The sequence below is a fragment of the uncultured Rikenella sp. genome (assembly GCF_948810725.1).
GTDB lineage: Bacteria > Bacteroidota > Bacteroidia > Bacteroidales > Rikenellaceae > Rikenella.
In genome coordinates, this window is record NZ_CAQIVA010000036.1 from 1 (window position 1) to 17,757 (window position 17,757).

The window sequence follows — 17,757 nt, forward strand, 5'->3', positions numbered from 1 at the left end:
CGCAAGGCGCGCGAACAAAGGTGAGAAAAGACGGTTCAAAGCCCATCCGCGCGCCCCGCCTAAAGAGGGAAATCGTCAAAATGCGCTGGCGCGTTTTGACAAGATTTCCCCAGGCGCGCGGACAAAGAACGGGGCGAGGAATTGGGCCGAGACGGCCTTGGAGTAGAGGCGGCCAATAAAACACCCGAAGGGTGCGCCCCGCCCGGCGTAAGGGCAGTCCTCTCCTGTAGGACAAACGCGCGCCACGCCTTAAGAAGCGATTCAACTATTTCGGCGGTGAGCCGAATATAGATGAATCGCGCAAGGCGCGCGAACAAAGGTGAGAAAAGACGGTTCAAAGCCCATCCGCGCGCGCCGCCTTAGGAGGGAAATCGTCAAAACTCGCTTGCGTGTTTTGACAAGATTTCCCAAGGACGCGCCACCGAAGCCCGACTTAAGTAGCCAATAGCCAGACCCACGAAGCCCCCTTGGTCTGACTTTACGCGGGCGACCGACCTCGATCAGCCTTTGACCGGTACCTTCCCATACTACTCGGATGGGGTTCCCGGTGAAAAATACGGCGCAGGGAACTACAAAGCCACCAACGGTCGCCTCTACAAGGTAAGCACCTCTGGCGCGGGAACCCCGCTCGCCTGGTACCCCGCCCCGGGCTACCACGACGGCGGCGGGGGCGCGCTGTACAACGTCGGCAACCACGGGTTCAGCTGGTCTTCCAGGGTCAGCGGTACCTATGGCATGCACTTGGTTTTCAACGTGACGGAGCTCTACCCCAGCAGCGCGGGCTACCGCGCCTACGGTTTTCAGTTGCGTTGCCTCTCGGAATAAATGGACGCACAGCGTCTCCTTACCCGAAAACAGGCTCTACCAAAATACAAGGCCGCCTCTACCCGAAAACCGGCTCTACCCAAACAACAAGCCGTGTTTACCCGAAAACTACCCAAGTAGCCCGCCGCCTCCACCCGAAAACCGGTTCTACCCGAAATACGAGACCCCTCGGCCCTCAAGCTACCCCCAATAACCGGCCCCTTACCCGAAAGCCACCCGCCGAACAGCCCCCATAAACCTTAAAACACCTCCCCATGCCCCTCACCGTCGAAATCACCCTCAGCCCCGCCCAAGCCCAAGACCCCGCCGCCATTCAAGCCGCCGCCCGCCAGGCCGCCGGCATCCGCAACCCCGACGAGATCGCCTTCAGCCGCATCGTGCGCCGCTCCATTGACGCCCGGCGACACACCAGCGGCCTCCGCGGCGTCCGCATCCAACTCGCCGTCGAACTCTGGCTCGACCGGGAAGGCCGTCCCGACCCCGTCCACCTCGAATGGGGCGACGTCTCGAACCTCCCCCCCTCCCGCCAAGCCCTGATCATCGGCGCCGGGCCCGCCGGCCTCTTCGCCGCATTGGAACTCATCGAACTCGGCTACCGCCCCATCCTCCTCGAACGCGGCAAAGACGTCTCCGCCCGGAAAGCCGACATCGCCGCCATCCAGCGCAACCAGCCCGTCGACCCCGACTCCAACTACGCCTTCGGCGAAGGCGGCGCCGGCACCTACTCCGACGGCAAACTCTACACCCGGTCGAAGAAACGCGGCAACTACCGGAAATCCTTAGAGATCCTCCACCACCACGGCGCCGACGAATCCATCCTCTACGACGCCCACCCCCACATCGGCACCGACCGGCTGCCCCGCGTCATCGCCGCCATCCGCCAGACCATCCTGAACTCCGGCGGCCGGATCCACTTCAACAGCCGCGTCACCGACCTTCTCCTCAGCCCCGACCGGAGCCGGCTCCTCGGCGTCGTGACCCACGACGGCACCCCCATCGAAGCCCCCGCCACCCTCCTCGCCACCGGCCACTCCGCCCGCGACATCTACGACCTCCTCCACCGCCGGTCGATCCACCTCGAATCCAAACCCTTCGCCATGGGCCTCCGCGTCGAACACCGCCAGGAGCTCATCGACCGCATCCAATACAAGACCCTCGACCCCGCCCTTCCCCCCGCCGCCTACAGCCTCGTCGCCCAGGTACCCTCCGGCCTCACCGGCCCCCACTCCCCCCGTACCCGCGGCGTCTACAGCTTCTGCATGTGTCCCGGCGGCTTTATCGTTCCCGCCCTGACCTCCCCCGGCGAATGCGTCGTGAACGGCATGTCCCCCTCCGGCCGGAACAACATCTTCGCCAACTCCGGCATCGTCACCCAGATCCTGCCCGACGACTACGCCGACCTCGTCCCCCACTTCGGCCCCCTCGCCGGTCTCCGTTTTCAGGAACAACTGGAAAAGATGGGCTACGCCCAGGGCGGCGGCGCCCAGATCGCACCCGCCCAGCGGCTCGACGCCTTCGTCCGCGGCGCGAAATGCAGCGACACCCTGCCCACCTCCTACCATCCCGGCCTCACCGCCAGCGACATGGACAAATGGATGCCCCGGTTCATCAGCCAGGCCCTTCGCGCCGGCTTCCGCGAATTCGACAAGAAGATGCGCGGCTTCGTCACCCCCGACGCCCAAGTGATCGGCATCGAATCTCGCACCAGTTCCCCCGTCCGGATCCCGCGCGACCGCGAGAGCTACATGCACCCTCAAGTCTCCGGGCTCTTTCCCGTCGGCGAAGGCGCCGGTTATGCCGGCGGCATCATCTCCGCCGCCGTCGACGGAGCCTCCTCCGCCCGCGCCGCCGTCGAATACCTGCGCCGCGAACGCCCCTGACCCTCGACGTGCCGCCTGTTACAATATTATGTTGTAACTTTACAACATAATGATGCAATGTTACAACATGATGCAACATGTTGCAACATTGTAACAAAATGTTGCAACATTACATACAACAAAGCCACAGCGACTTGACAATCAAAGAGATAAAACCCGGCAAGTTATCCGGCCGCATCGCCTCACCGACCTCGAAGAGCTACGCCCAGCGCGCCTTGGCCGCCGCCCTCCTCGTACCCGAATCGGCCCACCCGGCCGGTTGGAGCGAGCTGCGGCGGATGGGCCTCTGCAACGACACCTCCGCCGCTCTGGACGCCATCCAGCGTCTGGGCGCCTCCGTCCGCTACGGCGACAACCGCGACACCTACTACATCGAGGGAGGCTTCCTGCGGCAGTCTCCCGCCGAGCTGCACATCGGCGAATCAGGCCTCTCGGCCCGGCTCTTCACCCCCATCGCCGCCCAAAGCCCCACGCCGATCACCATCACCGGCCACGGCTCGATCCTCCGCCGGCCGGTGGCCGCCTCGATGGTCGAGCCGCTCCGGAGACTCGGCGCCACCGTGACCGACGGCGCAAACGGCTGTCTGCCCCTGACCGTCAGCGGGCCGCTGCGGGGCGGAACCGTCGAGGTAGACGGCTCGCTCAGCTCGCAATTCATCACCGGCCTGCTGATGGCCTCCCCGCTGTCGTCCTCCGAGACCCGGCTGCTCGTGCGACAACCCAGGAGCATCCCTTATCTGGCCATGACTTTGGAGGTGCTGCGGACTTTCGGGATCGAGGTTTCGCACGCCCCGGACTATACGGAATTCGTGATTCCGGGCGGACAACAGTACCGTCCGACCGTCTGCTCGATCGAGGGGGACTGGAGCGGCGCCTCGTGCCTGCTGGTGGGCGGCGCGATCGCCTCCGAGCCGCGCGGAGCGGGAATTATCGTCGAGAACCTCCATCCGCGTTCGTTGCAGGCCGATCGGGCCATCATCACGGCCTTGGAGCGCGCCGGAGCCATACTGGCATCGAGCGGCCATCTTTGGACGGTTGGTCGCCCGGCGACCCTGCGGAGTTTCGAGTTCGACGCCACGGATTGCCCGGATCTCTTCCCGGCCTTGGCGGCCTTGGCGGCCTGTTGCAGCGGGACGACGATTCTGCGCGGCACGAGCCGCCTGACGCACAAAGAGAGCAACCGGGCAGCGACCTTAGCGGCCGAGTTCGGGAAGTTAGGAGTAGAGATCGACCTCTCGACACCGGACACGATGTCGATTCGGGGGATTTCGACTCCGGACGGCTCCTTGACCGTGCGCGACGCCCGATTAGAGAGCCACAACGACCACCGGATCGCGATGGCGACAGCCGTAGCGGCCTTGCGTGCCGACCGTCCGGTGACCATCAGCCATGCAGAGGCGGTCGAGAAGTCCTACCCGCACTTTTGGGACGACCTCGACACGTTATACTCGGCGTGAGGCGTGCACAGCTTAGGATATAGACGTCCCGTGGACGGGAACGAGGGTAGAGGCGGCCAGCGCATCCCGTAGGGTGTTTTGTTAGGGTTGTCTCTACCTTACTAGTGGGGCCCGCACGGACAGAGATTTGGGCGTCGGCAGCTGGAGGATGCGTTAGCATCCGTCTAAAGTTTTTCTGGTTCTCTTTGTTCACAAAGAGAACAGTTCCAGCTGGGACAATGACCGGATCGCGCGCCGCCGCCTAAAGGAGCGATTCAGCTATTTCGGCGGTAGCCGAATATAGATGAATCGCGCAGGCGCGCGGAAAATTCAATCTCGCCCCAAAATCCGTCGCCCGCCCGCTTAAAGGGCATATTCTGCCGGTTGGCACTTGGCCAACTTAGGCAGAATTGCCGCGGGCGACGGTTAGGAGTAGATACGCCTAGCTTTCGAGTGCCGAGCGGCACCGGCGGAGCGATAGCGGAGCCGCAGTGAGGTGAACACGGGGCGGAAAATTGGGCTGGGCTTTGGGCTGTGCCTGTTCTTCGGGCGGGAAAACCGTAATCGGTTTTCCCGCCGCGCCAAGCCGAGCATGGGGCTTAGATTGGGGCTGAATCATTGGCTGAGCTCTTGCGGCTCTAAGAGCCGCCGGGCTTGCGGCGGGGCATCTTCGATGCCCGGGCCGGACGCCGCAGCCCGAACCCGACAGACTTGGGCGGTGAATGAGTCAGTGCAGTTGCGGCTCGCAGAGCCGCGCGGGCCGAAGCCTCCGGCCGCGGAGGTCCGCAACTGACGTTGCTGTGGGCCCCGCAGGCTTCGACCGCTTGAAGAGCGAGTAGCGCGATTCCGAAAGGAATCGCCGTTCTCGGCGCGCAGCGAACGCCGTAGGCGGGCGCCGGGGGGCGCGCCGAGGACGAATCCGACAGAAAATGCTGTGCTTCTGCGGTTCGTAGAACCGCTGGGCTTGCGCGCTGGGCCTTCGGCCCACCCCCGGAGCGCGCAGCCCGAACCCGACAGAATTGGTCGGTGCTGGTGCCGGAATTGTTACGACCTTTAGGTCGCCGGCCTCGGGCGCAGCGACGTATCAGCGGCGCGAGGGGGGCGCGCCGAGGACGAACCTGCAGAATGGGACGGCGAACAAGGCACTGCTTCTGCGACCCTTTGGGTCGCGCGGGCCGGACGCCTCCCCTCGGGAGGCCCGCAACTCGCGATGCTCGTTGGGGCCCCGCAGGCTTCGGCTCGCTAAGGCGATTACACTTTCGCAACCTCGATTGCGCCTCCGCTGGCTGCGAATTGCTTAAATTAAGAACAAATAGCACCACTCCACGAAGAACCGCCAACCTCGTCGCCCGAGCCACCCGAAACCCCGAACGCAACAGAACCCGTTAAACGCAACAGACAGCATATGAACAGTTTCGGACGCATCTATCGCCTCTCCATCTTCGGCGAATCGCACGGCCAGAACGTCGGCATCGTCATCGACGGCGCACCCGCCGGCCTCGCCCTGAGCGAAGCCGACCTGCAACCCGACCTCGACCGCCGGCGCGCCGGAGCCAAAGGAACCACCCCGCGCAAAGAGGCCGACCAGCCCCGCATCGTCTCCGGCCTGTTCGAAGGCCATACCACCGGCGCCCCCCTGACCATCCTCTTCGAAAACAGCAACACCCGCTCCGGCGACTACGCCAACCTTGTCACCCAGCCCCGTCCCGGCCACGCCGACCTCGTCGCCCGCCAGAAATGGCACGGCTATAACGACTACCGAGGCGGCGGCCACTTCTCCGGTCGGATCACCCTCGGCATCGTCGCCGCCGGAGCCATCGCCAAGAAAGCACTGGCCCCCAGCGGCATCCGGATCGAGAGCCGCCTCGTCGAAATCGGCGGCTGCACAGACCCCGCCGAGATGGACGCCGCCCTCGAACGCGCCATCGCCGCACAGGACTCCATCGGCGGCATCGTGGAAGGCACCGTCACCGGCCTCCCCGCAGGCTGGGGCGAACCCTTCTTCGACTCCGTGGAATCCGTGCTCAGCCACGCCTTGTTCGCCATTCCCGCCGTGAAAGGCGTCGAATTCGGCGCCGGATTCGACGCCGCCCGGATGAGCGGCAGCCAGCACAACGACCCGATCCTCGCCCCCGACGGCACCACCCGCACCAACCACGCCGGAGGCATCAACGGCGGCATCACGAACGGCAACCCCATCCGCTTCCGGATCGCCGTGAAACCCACCTCCAGCATCTCCAGCGAACAACAAACCTACCACTTCGGCGACCAGCGCGTCGAACCCCTCGTCGTGCGCGGCCGCCACGACGCCTGCATCGCCCTGCGCGTACCGGTCATCGCCGAAGCCATGGCCGCCACCGTGCTGTACGACCTCTCGCTGATCGCCGCCGCCACCGACCGGCGGAGCGAGTGACCCCGAGCACGCTAAATCGCGGCCCCCGCTTGCGGATTGCGAATTTATGATTACCTTTGCCCGATACCGGGTAGACTTCCGATGACCGAACAGGCAAGATATAGCATAGATTTTCACGGCCTTAAGACCGGGGAGAAGTATCATTACACCTTCCCGATCGACGACCGTTTCTTCGCCCGCTGGCCCGAGTCGGAGATTACGCAGGGACGAGGTATGGCGGAGGTCGAGGCGACCAAGCATGCTTCGATGATCGAACTCCGCGTGAAAATCGACGCGGAAGTGCGGTTGACCTGCGACCGTTGTCTGGACGAATTCGAATGCCCGGTGCATTTCGAAGGGCAGCCGGTGGTCAAGGTCAGCGACACCATTCCGGAAGGGGAACAGTACTCCGGGGATGCACATCGCGAGGTTAATAACAGCGACGGGGATATCTTGTGGATTTCGCCGGCAGAGGCGACGCTGGACCTCGGACAATATATTTACGAGAGCATTATGCTCTCCTTGCCGTTCCAGCGGGTGCACCCGGAGTTGAAAGATTGCAACCAGGAGATGCTCAAGCGGTTCCGGATCGTTTCCGAAGAGGAGTTCGACGCATTGGCAGGGGGGACGGATGCGGATCGGGACGGCGCCGGCAATCCTTTCGCCGCCCTCAAAGACCTGAAGCCCAAAGAAGACAAATAAACAACGAAATAAATCAAGAGAAATGGCACATCCTAAACACAAGGTCTCATCGACCCGTCGGGACAAGAGAAGAACTCACTATAAGGCCGTTGCGCCGACCTTAGCAACCTGTTCGAACTGCGGTGCACAGATCCTGTTCCACCGCGTCTGCCCGGAATGCGGCTTCTACCGCGGCAAAAAAGCGATGGACGTTAAGGGACAATAGCTTCCCCCTTGTTGTTCCGCGCAGACTGGCACCCTCGTCGGCACCCTGCTGCGCACACCACCTCCATCACACCGGCAATTCCGATTGCCACCGTCATTCCGGACAAAGAGCCACCGGCCCCTCTCCACTAACGACACGGGTGTACCCGCGCTCTTTCGTCCCCAAACCTAACGTCATCGGATTATGAGAATAGGCCTCGATGCCATGGGCGGCGACTACGCACCACAGGTGACTGTGGAAGGGGCTTATGCGGCCTTGCCGCATCTGTCGGCCGACACGACCCTCGTGCTCTTCGGCGACCGCGAAGCTATCCGGGCTTGCGATACGCACGGCGTGGCGGATGATCCCCGCGTGGAGATCGTCCACACCTCCGAAACGATCGAAATGGGCGACCACCCGGTCAAAGCCTTTACGCAGAAGAGCGACTCCAGTATCGTAGTCGGATTCAAACACTTGTGCACCGGCGACATCGCCGGATTCGCCAGTGCGGGAAGCACCGGCGCCATGATGGTGGGCTGCATGCAGGGGGTGGGACAGATCGAAGGCGTGATCCGACCGGCTATTGCGACCGTCTGCAAAAATGCACGGGGCGGGGATGTTCTGATTCTCGACGTCGGGCTGAATGCCGACTGCAAACCGGAAGTCCTGGCACAATACGGGATGATCGGCAGCATCTACGCTCGCGAGACGCTGGGGATTCCGGAACCGAGAGTCGCCTTGCTCAACATCGGCGAAGAGCCGGAAAAGGGAAATCTGCTGACCAAAGCCACCTATCCGCTGATGGCGGAACGCGCGGCGGCGGGAGACTACCGCTTCGTGGGGAATGTCGAAGGGAAGCACCTGATGACGGGCGAAGTGGCGGACGTGATCGTCTGCGACGGCTTTGCAGGCAACACGGTGATCAAGATGCTCGAAGGATTCCACCTGATTATGACGGGGGCGGGCGCAGGAGGAGGAGAGACCCATCCTTTCGTCGAAGGACTCAACTACGAAAACGTAGGAGGAACTCCGGTTCTGGGGATCAATTCGACGGTAATTATCGGCCATGGCTGCTCGTCGGCCAAGGCGATCGAAAATATGATACGACTGACCGAACGCACGGCGCGAACGGACATGGTATCGCAGTTTAAAAAGGCTTTCGACAGGTAATCCCTTTACACGTTCACAAGGGATAACGATTCATTCTATACCTGATCTCGAAACCCTTTTTATTTTTTTAACCGTTCTATTTCCTGCTTCTTTTGTCAGGAGGGTACTGTTCTTTTTGTGAACAAAAAGAACCAAAAAAAACTTTAGACGGATGCTGACGCATCCTAAAGCTGCCGGCGGCCCAAGTCTCGGACCGTTGGTTGGGCTGGGGTTTTCCGGCGTAGCGCGCTGGGGTTATTTTCCCGTTATTTAGCGCGCTCGCCGAGAAAACCCCAGCCCGACAGACTCACGAAACATGAGGACTGCGGAGCCTGAGGAGTAGCGTAGCTGGCATAAAAGTTTTTGGTGCCGCTTTTTACAAAAAGCGGCAGTTCCGTCCGGATAAACACGGAAATAGAATGCAGTAAAAGAGGTAGCATGGTAAAGACCAGCAATCAGAAGATTACAGCCGCCATCACCGGCGTCGGCGCATATTTGCCCGAATACATTTTGGACAACGAAGAACTCAGCCGGATGGTAGAGACCTCCGACGAGTGGATCATGAGTCGGATCGGGATCAAGACCCGTCACATTTTGAAAGGCGAAGGGAAAGGCACCTCGTATATGGGCGAGCGCGCCGTGCGAGACCTTTTGGAGAAGACCCAAGTCGATCCGGAAGACATCGACCTGATTATCTGCGCCACCGTGACCCCGGACATGTCGTTCCCGAGCACCGCCAACCTGATCGCCTACAAAGCCGGGTTGACCAAAGCCTTCGGTTTCGACCTTTCGGCCGCTTGCAGCGGGTTTATCTTCGCCCTGACCACCGCATCGAAGTTTATCGAAGCGGGGACTTACAAGAAAGTGATCGTCGTGGGAGCGGACAAGATGTCTGCGATCATCGACTACGAAGACCGGACGACGTGTCCGATTTTCGGCGACGGGGCAGGAGCCGTGTTGCTGGAGCCGAACACCGAAGGGTTGGGGTTGATCGACGCCAGCCTGCACTCGGACGGGGCAGGAGCCGTACACCTCTATCTGAAGGCGGGCGGATCATGCTATCCGGCATCGCATGAGACGGTCGATAACAAGTGGCACTACGTGCATCAGGAGGGGCAGCCGGTGTTCAAGGCAGCAGTTTCGCATATGGCGGATACGGCGGTCGAGATCATGGAACGGAACCATCTGACTGCGGAAGACGTGCGCTATCTGGTTCCGCATCAGGCCAATAAGCGAATTATCGACGCCACTGCGAATCGGATGGGTTTGCCGGCGGAACGGTGTATGGTCAATATCCACAAGTACGGGAATACCACGGCAGCTACGATTCCGATCTGCCTGTGGGACTACGAGACCAGATTGAAGAAGGGGGATAACCTTATCCTGGCTTCGTTCGGTGGGGGATTCACCTGGGGAGCGGTTTATCTGCGGTGGGCGTACGACGGAGGGACGATGCGGAAATAACGCCTATCCGAGCCTCTCTCGCACGCGGGAGAGGCTCCGCGCGTGACGGCCGCATAGTTCAAGGGATAGAACGGAAGTTTCCTAAACTTTAAATACAGGTTCGAGTCCTGTTGTGGCTACGATAGACGCTCGATTCGGGCGTCTTTTCTTTTATGGGAGAAGGTCTTCACGAAGCCTCGGAGCCTGTCCCGGATGCCGATATCGCGGCTCCGATAAGATCCAGTTATCATCAGGACAAAAACCTCTGTTTCAAACAACAGTTCGTATGCCCCTTCTCCACCGGTTGAAAATATACTACACCTTCCTCCGATCATTCTATTTTACCGGCAGCTGTATCAGCGTGTGCTGCGGGTGGTTGTTTTACAGATGGGGAAGCGGCATTCTGACTCCTTTACTCTATTTCAAACTCCTAACGGCCGCAATCGTTTACTATATCGTGAATCGCCTCAAACAGCGAGAATACTACTACTATTACAATCTGGGATTGTCCAAGCTGAAGCTGTGGGCCTTTTACGAATTTTGCGACCTCTTCGTCTTTGTCTTGTTATTGATCGCCGCTAATTTGCTGCCGGAATGGGACACCTTTTGGAGATAGACAGCGCCCGGATGCAGATCGGCGACCGGACGATTTTAGAACACGCCTATTTGCAGGTGCGTACAGGCGAAGTGGTTGCCCTGCTCGGGTTGAACGGCAGCGGGAAATCGACTCTTTTGCAAATGCTTTACGGAACTCGACGAGGAACATTCCGGCACGTCAGATGGGACGGGCAATCCTTCGAAAGGGTCTTCGAGCACCCGGAGTCAGTGCGTTATCTTCCGCAATTCCATTTTGTCCCGGGACATTTATCCGTGCGTCGGGTTTTGGCCGATTACCAGGTAGATCTGGCCTCCTTTGCGGCCGATTTTCCCGACCTGGCCCATTGCGCAGACGCTCGGATCAAGCACCTCTCGGGGGGAGAGAGACGTTTGATAGAAGCGTATTTGATGGTTCGGTCGCCATCGGCGATCTGCCTGCTGGACGAGCCATTTTCTCAGTTGATGCCGTTGCATATTGCGACGTTGAAAGCGTTGATTCGGGATGAAATCAGACACGGCGGCAAGGGATTTATCATCACAGATCATCTCTATCGGGATGTGCTCCAAATCAGCGATCGCATCTGTTTCCTGAAAGACGGGTATGTTTCGGAAATATCCTTTTCCGACAAGAAGTTGGCGGCAATGGGATATATCAACGATTAGTTCGACCGCAAAAAACTCCCGGTCAGGTACCCTCCAAAAGGAAGACCTGACCGGGAGCGAATAAAAATCTCCTCTACAGAAGAACTACTTCCGCTTGTAGATATACACCTCGCAGCCGTGCGCAGGCAGCGTACCCCGTACAATCCCCTTCTTAGATACCCGCCCCGTCCACGCATTCGTCACCGTCGCCGGATAGAGAATGTCCGCGTCCCGCACCGGATCGAACACAAACGAAGCCGGCGCATCCGACCGGTTGAAGACGCAGATCGCCACCCCGTCCTTCAGCTCCTTGCGCAGATACTGCAACTCGCCCGAACGCATAAAGGTATATCCCTGCCGCCCCAGCGAATCCTGATCCACCGCAATCAGGTGCCGGTTCGTCAGCAGCCCGCGCGTGAAGTCCGACATATCGCGCAGATCGTTATTCACGATCAGCGGAGCCGCCAGCATGCACCACAAGGCGAAATGCGTCTTGTACTCCTCGTCCGTACACCCCGGGAAGCGGGCGTCCGGCGACGACGATTTCCCCTTGCCGTAGAGCCCCACCATCAGCAGGTCGGGATCGTTCCAGCCCCCCGGCCCGGCATAGGGATCGAGCCCCTCCTGCGTGTCGAAAATATCCATAATCCCCGTCAGAAAACCGTCTCCCGACCGCCAGCCGTCGCGCGAGTCGTAGGTCGTCCGCCAAAGGTGGCCTCCCGCCGCCCGGGCCCACAACCACGGACTCCGGCCACCCCACTCGCAAACGGCGAAGACGATCGGACGGCCCGTCTTCTTCAGTGCGTCGCCCATCTTCTTGTAGCGCGTAAAGGCCGTCGTCCGATCCGTCGGCGCATGGCAGTAGTCGTACTTCAGGTAGTCGATCCCCCAGTCGGCAAAGGTCTGCGCGTCGATCTCCTCGAAGCCCAGGCTCCCCGTCACCCCCGCGCAGGTCAGCTCGGCCGCGTCGGAATAGATACCCAACTTCAGCCCCTTGTCGTGCACATAGTCGGCCAGCGCCTTCATCCCGTGCGGGAAACGCTCCGGATCGGGAAAAAGGCGGTTCTTGGTGTCGCGCCCGCCGACCCAGTAGTCGTCGATGATAATATACCGGTATCCGGCATCGCGCATGCCGTTCGCCACCATGGCATCGGCGATCTCGCGAATCAGCGAGTCGCTGACCTCCCATTCGAACTGATTCCAGCTGTTCCACCCCATCGGCGGCGTCAGGGCCAGCGTGTCGACCGGCGTCGCCTCGCGCTGGGCCGATACGGTCGCCGGAGCGACCAAAAACAGAGCGAGCAGCGTCGCGATTCGAAGTCTCAATTTCATAATCAGGTACAGGTTTAAAAAGATTTCTTACCCAAAGATAGCAATTTCCTGCGACACAGCGGCACGGCATCTCCAGGGGAAACAACTGCGGCGGGCGCACGCTTCCGAAACCTTCGGAGCGTGCGCCCGCCGCGATGCGTTCCATCCTGCGCAAAGGCTATTGCGTCACGAGATCTTTATTGTTCAGCGACCAGTCGTTGTCGAAGAAACCGGCCGTCTCGACCGCTGCCAGGCCGTTTTTCAGCATATCGGCCCGGAAGACCATCAGATCCGGGAATCCGGTGATCCCCGAGATGTAGTTATTGGGCATCGTCGCCCGCATCCCTGGCACGCCCGTCGCCGTCACCACGCCGATCAAGGCGTCCGGATAGTCCGGATGGGGATAGACGAAATAGGCTCCCAGGTCATCCCCCTTGTACAACCGTCCGCCCATCGAGATGCCGCCGTTCCGCACCTGGATCGGACAGTTTTTCAACAGCCGCGACCAGACGTAGTTGTTGTCGTAATTCCCGTACAGGATGACGTTCCGGTGGGGATACTTGGCCACCTCGTATGCGTAGTCCGGAATGACGTCCACCGATCCGTTGCCGCGGTAGTAGAAGGTTTCGGCATCGAACCGCGCTTTGGCACGCCATCCGGCGCACTCTTCGGGCGTCCCGACCGTAGAGTAGACGAAGACCATCCGGTTATCGAAGGCCTGTTTGAAGCCGCCGTACCGACCGGCATATTTCTGCCGCCGGTCGACGCTGTCGGCCACGCGCCACTGCCCTTCGCGATAAGCCACGACGGCCCGGCGCGAGGTCGGCACCGAGAGCTGCTGGCCGTCGGCGTCGAAAACCAGCGTCGTCCGCTCGGTCTTCATCCCGAGCGCCGGGAGGTCGAAGGTCAGCAGCGCTGCGTTCTCGGCCGCACTGACCCGAATCGCGGTATCTCCCTCGCGCCGCACCTCCACGCGGGTGAACCGGTACGGGCTCTCCTGCTGTTCGACGGTGAGCCAGTAGTCGCGCGACGAGACGCCCGGCGAGGCGGTATAGAAGTCGATCTCGTCCACCAGACTGTCGGCCGGAATCGTATGCCGCGACAGGAAGTCGAAGAGCGGCGGCCAGTCCACGCTGGCATCGCCGAACCAATGTTCGCCGCCGGGGTATTCGTGGTAGCAGAAGTCGGTGTGGAACCGTCCCAGCTCTTCGCGCATGATGTGCGCCTGTTCCGGCGGCACGACGCGGTCGGCCGACCCGTGATGGACGTAGACGCCCGACTGCTTGAGGTTCCGCGAGAGGGCCATCACCCGTCCGGCGGAAGCGGCCCGTTCGAAAGGTTCGAAGAGGGGCGAACGCCGGTGGGCCGCATCGCCGCGTCCGCTGCCGTAACCGGCGATGTCGGGATAGCCTGCGCACGGCGCGATAGCGGCGAAAAGGGAAGGATAGGTCGTCCCGAGGTACCACGTCCCGTGGCCGCCCATCGAGTGGCCGGTCAGGTAGATGCGCGAGGGGTCGGTCTTAAAGATGCGCCGGGCCTCTGCGAGCACCTCCAGGGCGTCGATCCGTCCCCACTCTTCCCAGTTGAAGCCGAAGGGGCGCCGGTTGGTCGGTGCGACGATGTTGGCCCACGCTTTCTGTTTGTAAGCCCGCGCCTGGTTGCGCGCCTCGACCGAAGCGCCGTGCACGGTCAGCACGAAGGCCCGCGCCGCGGTATCTCCCGGATCGGTGCGCAGGGCGGGAGCCACGCTGTAATATTGCACGCTGCCGTCGATGCGGCTGACGAAGGTGCGCTCGTGATGGATGGTCGGCGAGACTTGCCGCAGGGCGATGGTCATCGTATCGACCTGTTCGCCGTCGCGCAAGAGCTCCAGCCGGGCGTCGACGGGCCCGTTCCGCAAGGGTTTCCCGGTGGCCGGCAGGCGGAATTTCAGCTTACGCACCGCCAGCGGCATCACGTCGTCAGTGCAGTACTCCAACGGCTGGCCCAGCTGTTCGCCGTCCGGTGCAAACAAGGTGGCCCGGATCGAGAGCTTCTGCAATGCCTTCTCGGTGGCGTTCACGACCCGCACGGCGGCCCACTTCGGCTCGTTCTCTCCCTCGATCAGGTCGGGCAGGGTCATGTCGCGCCGGGTGAACATCACCGGTTTCTTCGGCACGACGAGTTTCGATTCGACGCGCCCGAACCGGCCGGGGGTATAAATAAACTCATTGAGCCCCTCGCGCAGCCGAATCGGGGTGAGGGTATAACCGAAGTCGTAGTGATCCCCTTCGTGCGGCTCGCCGTTGATGTATGTCCGCGTGCCGCCGGTGGTCTCTAGCAGGGCGATCCGGCTGTCGGGGCTGTCGTAAGCGGTATAGAGATAGGCCGAACGCATCTGCGGGCTGCGGAAGCGGCCGGTGGAGTCGGCCGCGATCGGACTCCAGACCCATGCCGGAAGCCGATTGGCCATGGAGTGCCGATTCGCCGCTGTCTTGCGCTCGACGTTGGACTGATAGGCCATGACGGCCTCTCTCTGGGTCGGATAGACGTATCCGATGCTGTCGCCGGCCGCGGGGGTGCGGAAGCGGTCGGTGGCGTAGAGCCAGGCGATCATGTCCTGTCCGTTGTAGAGGGTGCCGCCGCCCACGCCGCCGGGCAGCAGCAGGCCGTCGCGAAATCGGTGGAAGACTTCGCCTTCGTCGGTGGTTTCGATTTTCTGTTGTCCGAAGATGGCAACGATGTTGCCGTCGGCAGCCGCTTGTTTCTGTGCGGCCGCGGTCTGCCACGTCCCCAGCGCGATGAGGCTCAGAAGGGCCCAGCGTCGGCCGGAACGGGTAGGAAGATGGGGCATATGCGGTTTGGTTGTTGATGAAAGTCTTCGGAGGAGTGTGTGGCTCGTGACAGGGCGGGGGATCAGTTCGCCGATCCGTCCGTGGGTTCGGGCTGCCGGTCGGTGACGACGGTGGTGGTCGAGACGGTGCTCTCGACCTCTTCGTATTCGACGTATTCACCGACGCTCTTGGCGACCTGCCGCTCGCTCCGCATGGCGGTTCGGGTGACGGTCACCTCTCCCTCTTTCCTGCGCCGGCGCTGACGGGCGGAGGGGTTGCCGAAGTTGGCGTAAAAGCCGCGGAAGGAGCCTTTCGAACCGGAGTTCCGCCCTGTGCCGCCGCCCGCGGTGTCGGCGCCTCCGAACTGCTGCTGGAATTCGCGCTGTTTCCGGGCGAGCCACCACCGAAGCGTCCACCGCCCGAACAGGCCGAGCAGCCAAAAGCCTACAAAAATGAAGAGTATGACGGTCAGGAAGGTTTCCATGGGGTGTTCCGTGTTGGTGGATATACAAAGATATAACGTTCCGGCCTGAATTTTAGCATTCGGACCGAAACTTCAGGGGCGAAAAAGGGGCCCCTCGGGCCGTTCCGTAAAAAGCGGAAAAGGGAGCCCGATCCGGCCTCCCTTTGTCGCTGTCGTTCCGAGAGGTCGAGGGACGCAAGGCCGACGACCGGGTCTGTCGAGCGCTACTTCTCGACTTTGCTGAACATATCTTTCCCTACGCCGCAAATCGGGCATTCGAAATCGTCGGGAAGCTCTTCGAACGGGGTGCCGGGTGCGATCCCGCCTTCGGGGTAGCCTTCTTCGGGGTTGTAAACCCATTCGCATACGTCGCATTTGTAGCTGTCCATAGTTGTAAAGATTTAAATGTGAATAAAATAAATGGTCTACGCTTTGGTTCGGGCAAAAATCCCGATATAGGTGTGGGGGGTCAAAGCCCGCAGTTCGTTTTTCACGGTCTCTGTCACGTCGAGTCCGTCGATAAAGGCCGTTATATCGGCCTGGGTGATCCCTTTGTTCGTCCGTGTGAGCGCTTTCAAGGCTTCATACGGATTGGGGTATTTCTCGCGCCGCAGGATGGTCTGGATCCCTTCGGCCACCACGGCCCAGTTGGCTTCCAGGTCGCGGTCGATGGCGTCGCGGTTGATGATCAGCTTGCCGAGCCCTTTGACCAGCGAGGCCACGGCGATCAGGGTATGGGCCACGGGCACGCCGATGTTCCGCAGCACGGTGGAGTCGGTCAGGTCGCGCTGCAATCTGGATACCGGCAATTTTGCTGCCAAATGTTCGAAAAGGGCGTTCGCGAGGCCTAAATTTCCTTCGGCGTTCTCGAAATCAATGGGGTTGACCTTGTGGGGCATGGCCGAGGAGCCCACTTCGCCTGCCTTGATGCGCTGTTTGAAGTACTCCATCGAGATGTAGGTCCACATGTCGCGCGCGAGGTCGATCAGGATGGTGTTGATGCGTTTCAGGCCGTCGAAAATGGCGGCGAGATTGTCGTAGTGTTCGATCTGGGTGGTGTACTGCGACCGGTCGAGCCCCAGTGTCCCGTTCACGAAGCGGTTGGCGAAGGATACCCAGTCGACTTCGGGATAGGCGACGGAGTGGGCGTTGAAGTTCCCGGTGGCGCCTCCGAACTTGGCGGGATAGGGCACGGTCTGGAGCATGTCGCGCTGCTTTTCGAGCCGTTCGACGAAGACGCGGATCTCTTTCCCCAGCACGGTCGGCGAGGCGGGCTGCCCATGGGTGTGGGCCAGCAGCGGCACGTCGCTCCACTCGTCTGCCAGGGTCGAGAGTTTGCCGATGAGTTCGCCCAAGGCGGGATAATAGACATCGCTCATCGCTGCCTTTAAGCTGTACGGGGTAGCGGTGTTGTTGATGTCCTGTGAGGTCAGGCCGAAGTGCACGAATTCCCGCTCGTCGCCGAGGCCCAGGGTGTCCATCTTCTCTTTAATGAAGTATTCGACGGCTTTCACGTCGTGGTTGGTGGTCTGCTCGATCTCTTTCACGCGCTGGGCGTCGCTCGGACTGAAGTCTTCGTAAATCCGCCGCAGGGCTCCGTACTGCCCTTTGTCGAACCCGGCGAGCTGGGCCAGGGGAAGCTCGCACAGGGCGATAAAATATTCGATCTCGACTTGCACGCGATAGCGGATCAGGGCGTATTCGGAAAAATAACGACCCAGTGCTTCGACTTTCCCGCGGTAACGACCGTCTACGGGCGATATGGCGGTCAAACAATTCAATTCCATTAATATCTTGTTTTTATTTGTTCGTTTATTTGCACCTTATTCGGGAGGGTACTGTTCTTTTTGTGAACAAAAAGAACAAAAAAAACTTCAGAGCGCATCCCTGCGGGATGCTCTGGCCGTGTCTGCCCGATTG

Annotated in this window: 15 protein-coding genes and 1 tRNA gene; 11 read left to right on the top strand and 5 right to left on the bottom strand. The window is 60.9% G+C overall.

Annotated elements, in window-relative coordinates; genetic code table 11:
- The first annotated feature begins 507 nt into the window (after nt 1-507).
- The 11 genes from Q9S52_RS08450 to Q9S52_RS08500 all read left to right on the top strand — a co-directional run bounded on the left by Q9S52_RS08450 (nt 508) and on the right by Q9S52_RS08500 (nt 11,271).
- Complete coding sequence (locus Q9S52_RS08450) at nt 508-825, top strand: hypothetical protein (protein WP_304708804.1); 318 nt, start codon at nt 508-510, stop codon at nt 823-825.
- Nucleotides 826-1,079: 254 nt separating this feature from the next.
- Nucleotides 1,080-2,705: an NAD(P)/FAD-dependent oxidoreductase gene (locus tag Q9S52_RS08455; protein ID WP_304708805.1), complete on the top strand. Its 1,626-nt coding sequence runs from the start codon at nt 1,080-1,082 to the stop codon at nt 2,703-2,705.
- 134 nt (nt 2,706-2,839) lie between these two features.
- Entirely contained in the window at nt 2,840-4,162 is a 1,323-nt protein-coding gene (gene aroA / locus Q9S52_RS08460; protein ID WP_304708806.1) for a 3-phosphoshikimate 1-carboxyvinyltransferase, read from the top strand.
- A 1,384-nt stretch (nt 4,163-5,546) separates the two neighbouring features.
- Nucleotides 5,547-6,554 (top strand): chorismate synthase, encoded by a 1,008-nt coding sequence (locus Q9S52_RS08465; RefSeq protein ID WP_304708807.1) that lies wholly within the window; start codon nt 5,547-5,549, stop codon nt 6,552-6,554.
- Between the two features lie 81 nt (nt 6,555-6,635).
- Complete coding sequence (locus Q9S52_RS08470) at nt 6,636-7,235, top strand: DUF177 domain-containing protein (protein WP_304708808.1); 600 nt, start codon at nt 6,636-6,638, stop codon at nt 7,233-7,235.
- A 22-nt stretch (nt 7,236-7,257) separates the two neighbouring features.
- Nucleotides 7,258-7,440, top strand: a complete 183-nt coding sequence (gene rpmF, locus Q9S52_RS08475) for a 50S ribosomal protein L32 (RefSeq protein WP_294593518.1) — start codon at nt 7,258-7,260, stop codon at nt 7,438-7,440.
- A 183-nt stretch (nt 7,441-7,623) separates the two neighbouring features.
- Nucleotides 7,624-8,589, top strand: a complete 966-nt coding sequence (locus Q9S52_RS08480; protein ID WP_304708809.1) for a phosphate acyltransferase — start codon at nt 7,624-7,626, stop codon at nt 8,587-8,589.
- Nucleotides 8,590-9,006: 417 nt separating this feature from the next.
- On the top strand, nt 9,007-10,032 hold the full coding sequence (locus Q9S52_RS08485; RefSeq protein WP_294593515.1) for a beta-ketoacyl-ACP synthase III: 1,026 nt from the start codon (nt 9,007-9,009) through the stop codon (nt 10,030-10,032).
- Nucleotides 10,033-10,079: 47 nt separating this feature from the next.
- Nucleotides 10,080-10,151: transfer RNA gene (locus Q9S52_RS08490), tRNA-Arg, on the top strand.
- Between the two features lie 146 nt (nt 10,152-10,297).
- Complete coding sequence (locus Q9S52_RS08495; protein WP_294593513.1) at nt 10,298-10,627, top strand: hypothetical protein; 330 nt, start codon at nt 10,298-10,300, stop codon at nt 10,625-10,627.
- Nucleotides 10,606-11,271: an ATP-binding cassette domain-containing protein gene (locus tag Q9S52_RS08500; RefSeq protein WP_304708810.1), complete on the top strand. Its 666-nt coding sequence runs from the start codon at nt 10,606-10,608 to the stop codon at nt 11,269-11,271. The genes Q9S52_RS08495 and Q9S52_RS08500 overlap by 22 nt, the downstream gene beginning before the upstream one ends.
- Nucleotides 11,272-11,355: 84 nt before the next feature.
- Here Q9S52_RS08500 and Q9S52_RS08505 read toward each other — a convergent pair whose 3' ends face one another.
- From Q9S52_RS08505 to purB, 5 genes are all read right to left on the bottom strand, one after another.
- Nucleotides 11,356-12,582, bottom strand: coding sequence for a glycoside hydrolase family 27 protein (locus tag Q9S52_RS08505; RefSeq protein ID WP_304708811.1), 1,227 nt, complete (start codon nt 12,580-12,582; stop codon nt 11,356-11,358).
- A gap of 157 nt (nt 12,583-12,739) precedes the next feature.
- Nucleotides 12,740-15,394, bottom strand: a complete 2,655-nt coding sequence (locus Q9S52_RS08510) for a prolyl oligopeptidase family serine peptidase (protein ID WP_304708812.1) — start codon at nt 15,392-15,394, stop codon at nt 12,740-12,742.
- A gap of 62 nt (nt 15,395-15,456) precedes the next feature.
- Nucleotides 15,457-15,858, bottom strand: coding sequence for a DUF4834 family protein (locus Q9S52_RS08515; protein ID WP_297626920.1), 402 nt, complete (start codon nt 15,856-15,858; stop codon nt 15,457-15,459).
- Nucleotides 15,859-16,061: 203 nt separating this feature from the next.
- On the bottom strand, nt 16,062-16,226 hold the full coding sequence (locus Q9S52_RS08520) for a rubredoxin (RefSeq protein WP_294593503.1): 165 nt from the start codon (nt 16,224-16,226) through the stop codon (nt 16,062-16,064).
- A 36-nt stretch (nt 16,227-16,262) separates the two neighbouring features.
- A complete protein-coding gene (gene purB, locus Q9S52_RS08525) occupies nt 16,263-17,624 on the bottom strand; it encodes an adenylosuccinate lyase (protein WP_300727610.1) in 1,362 nt (453 codons plus the stop codon).
- Nucleotides 17,625-17,757 lie beyond the last annotated feature (133 nt).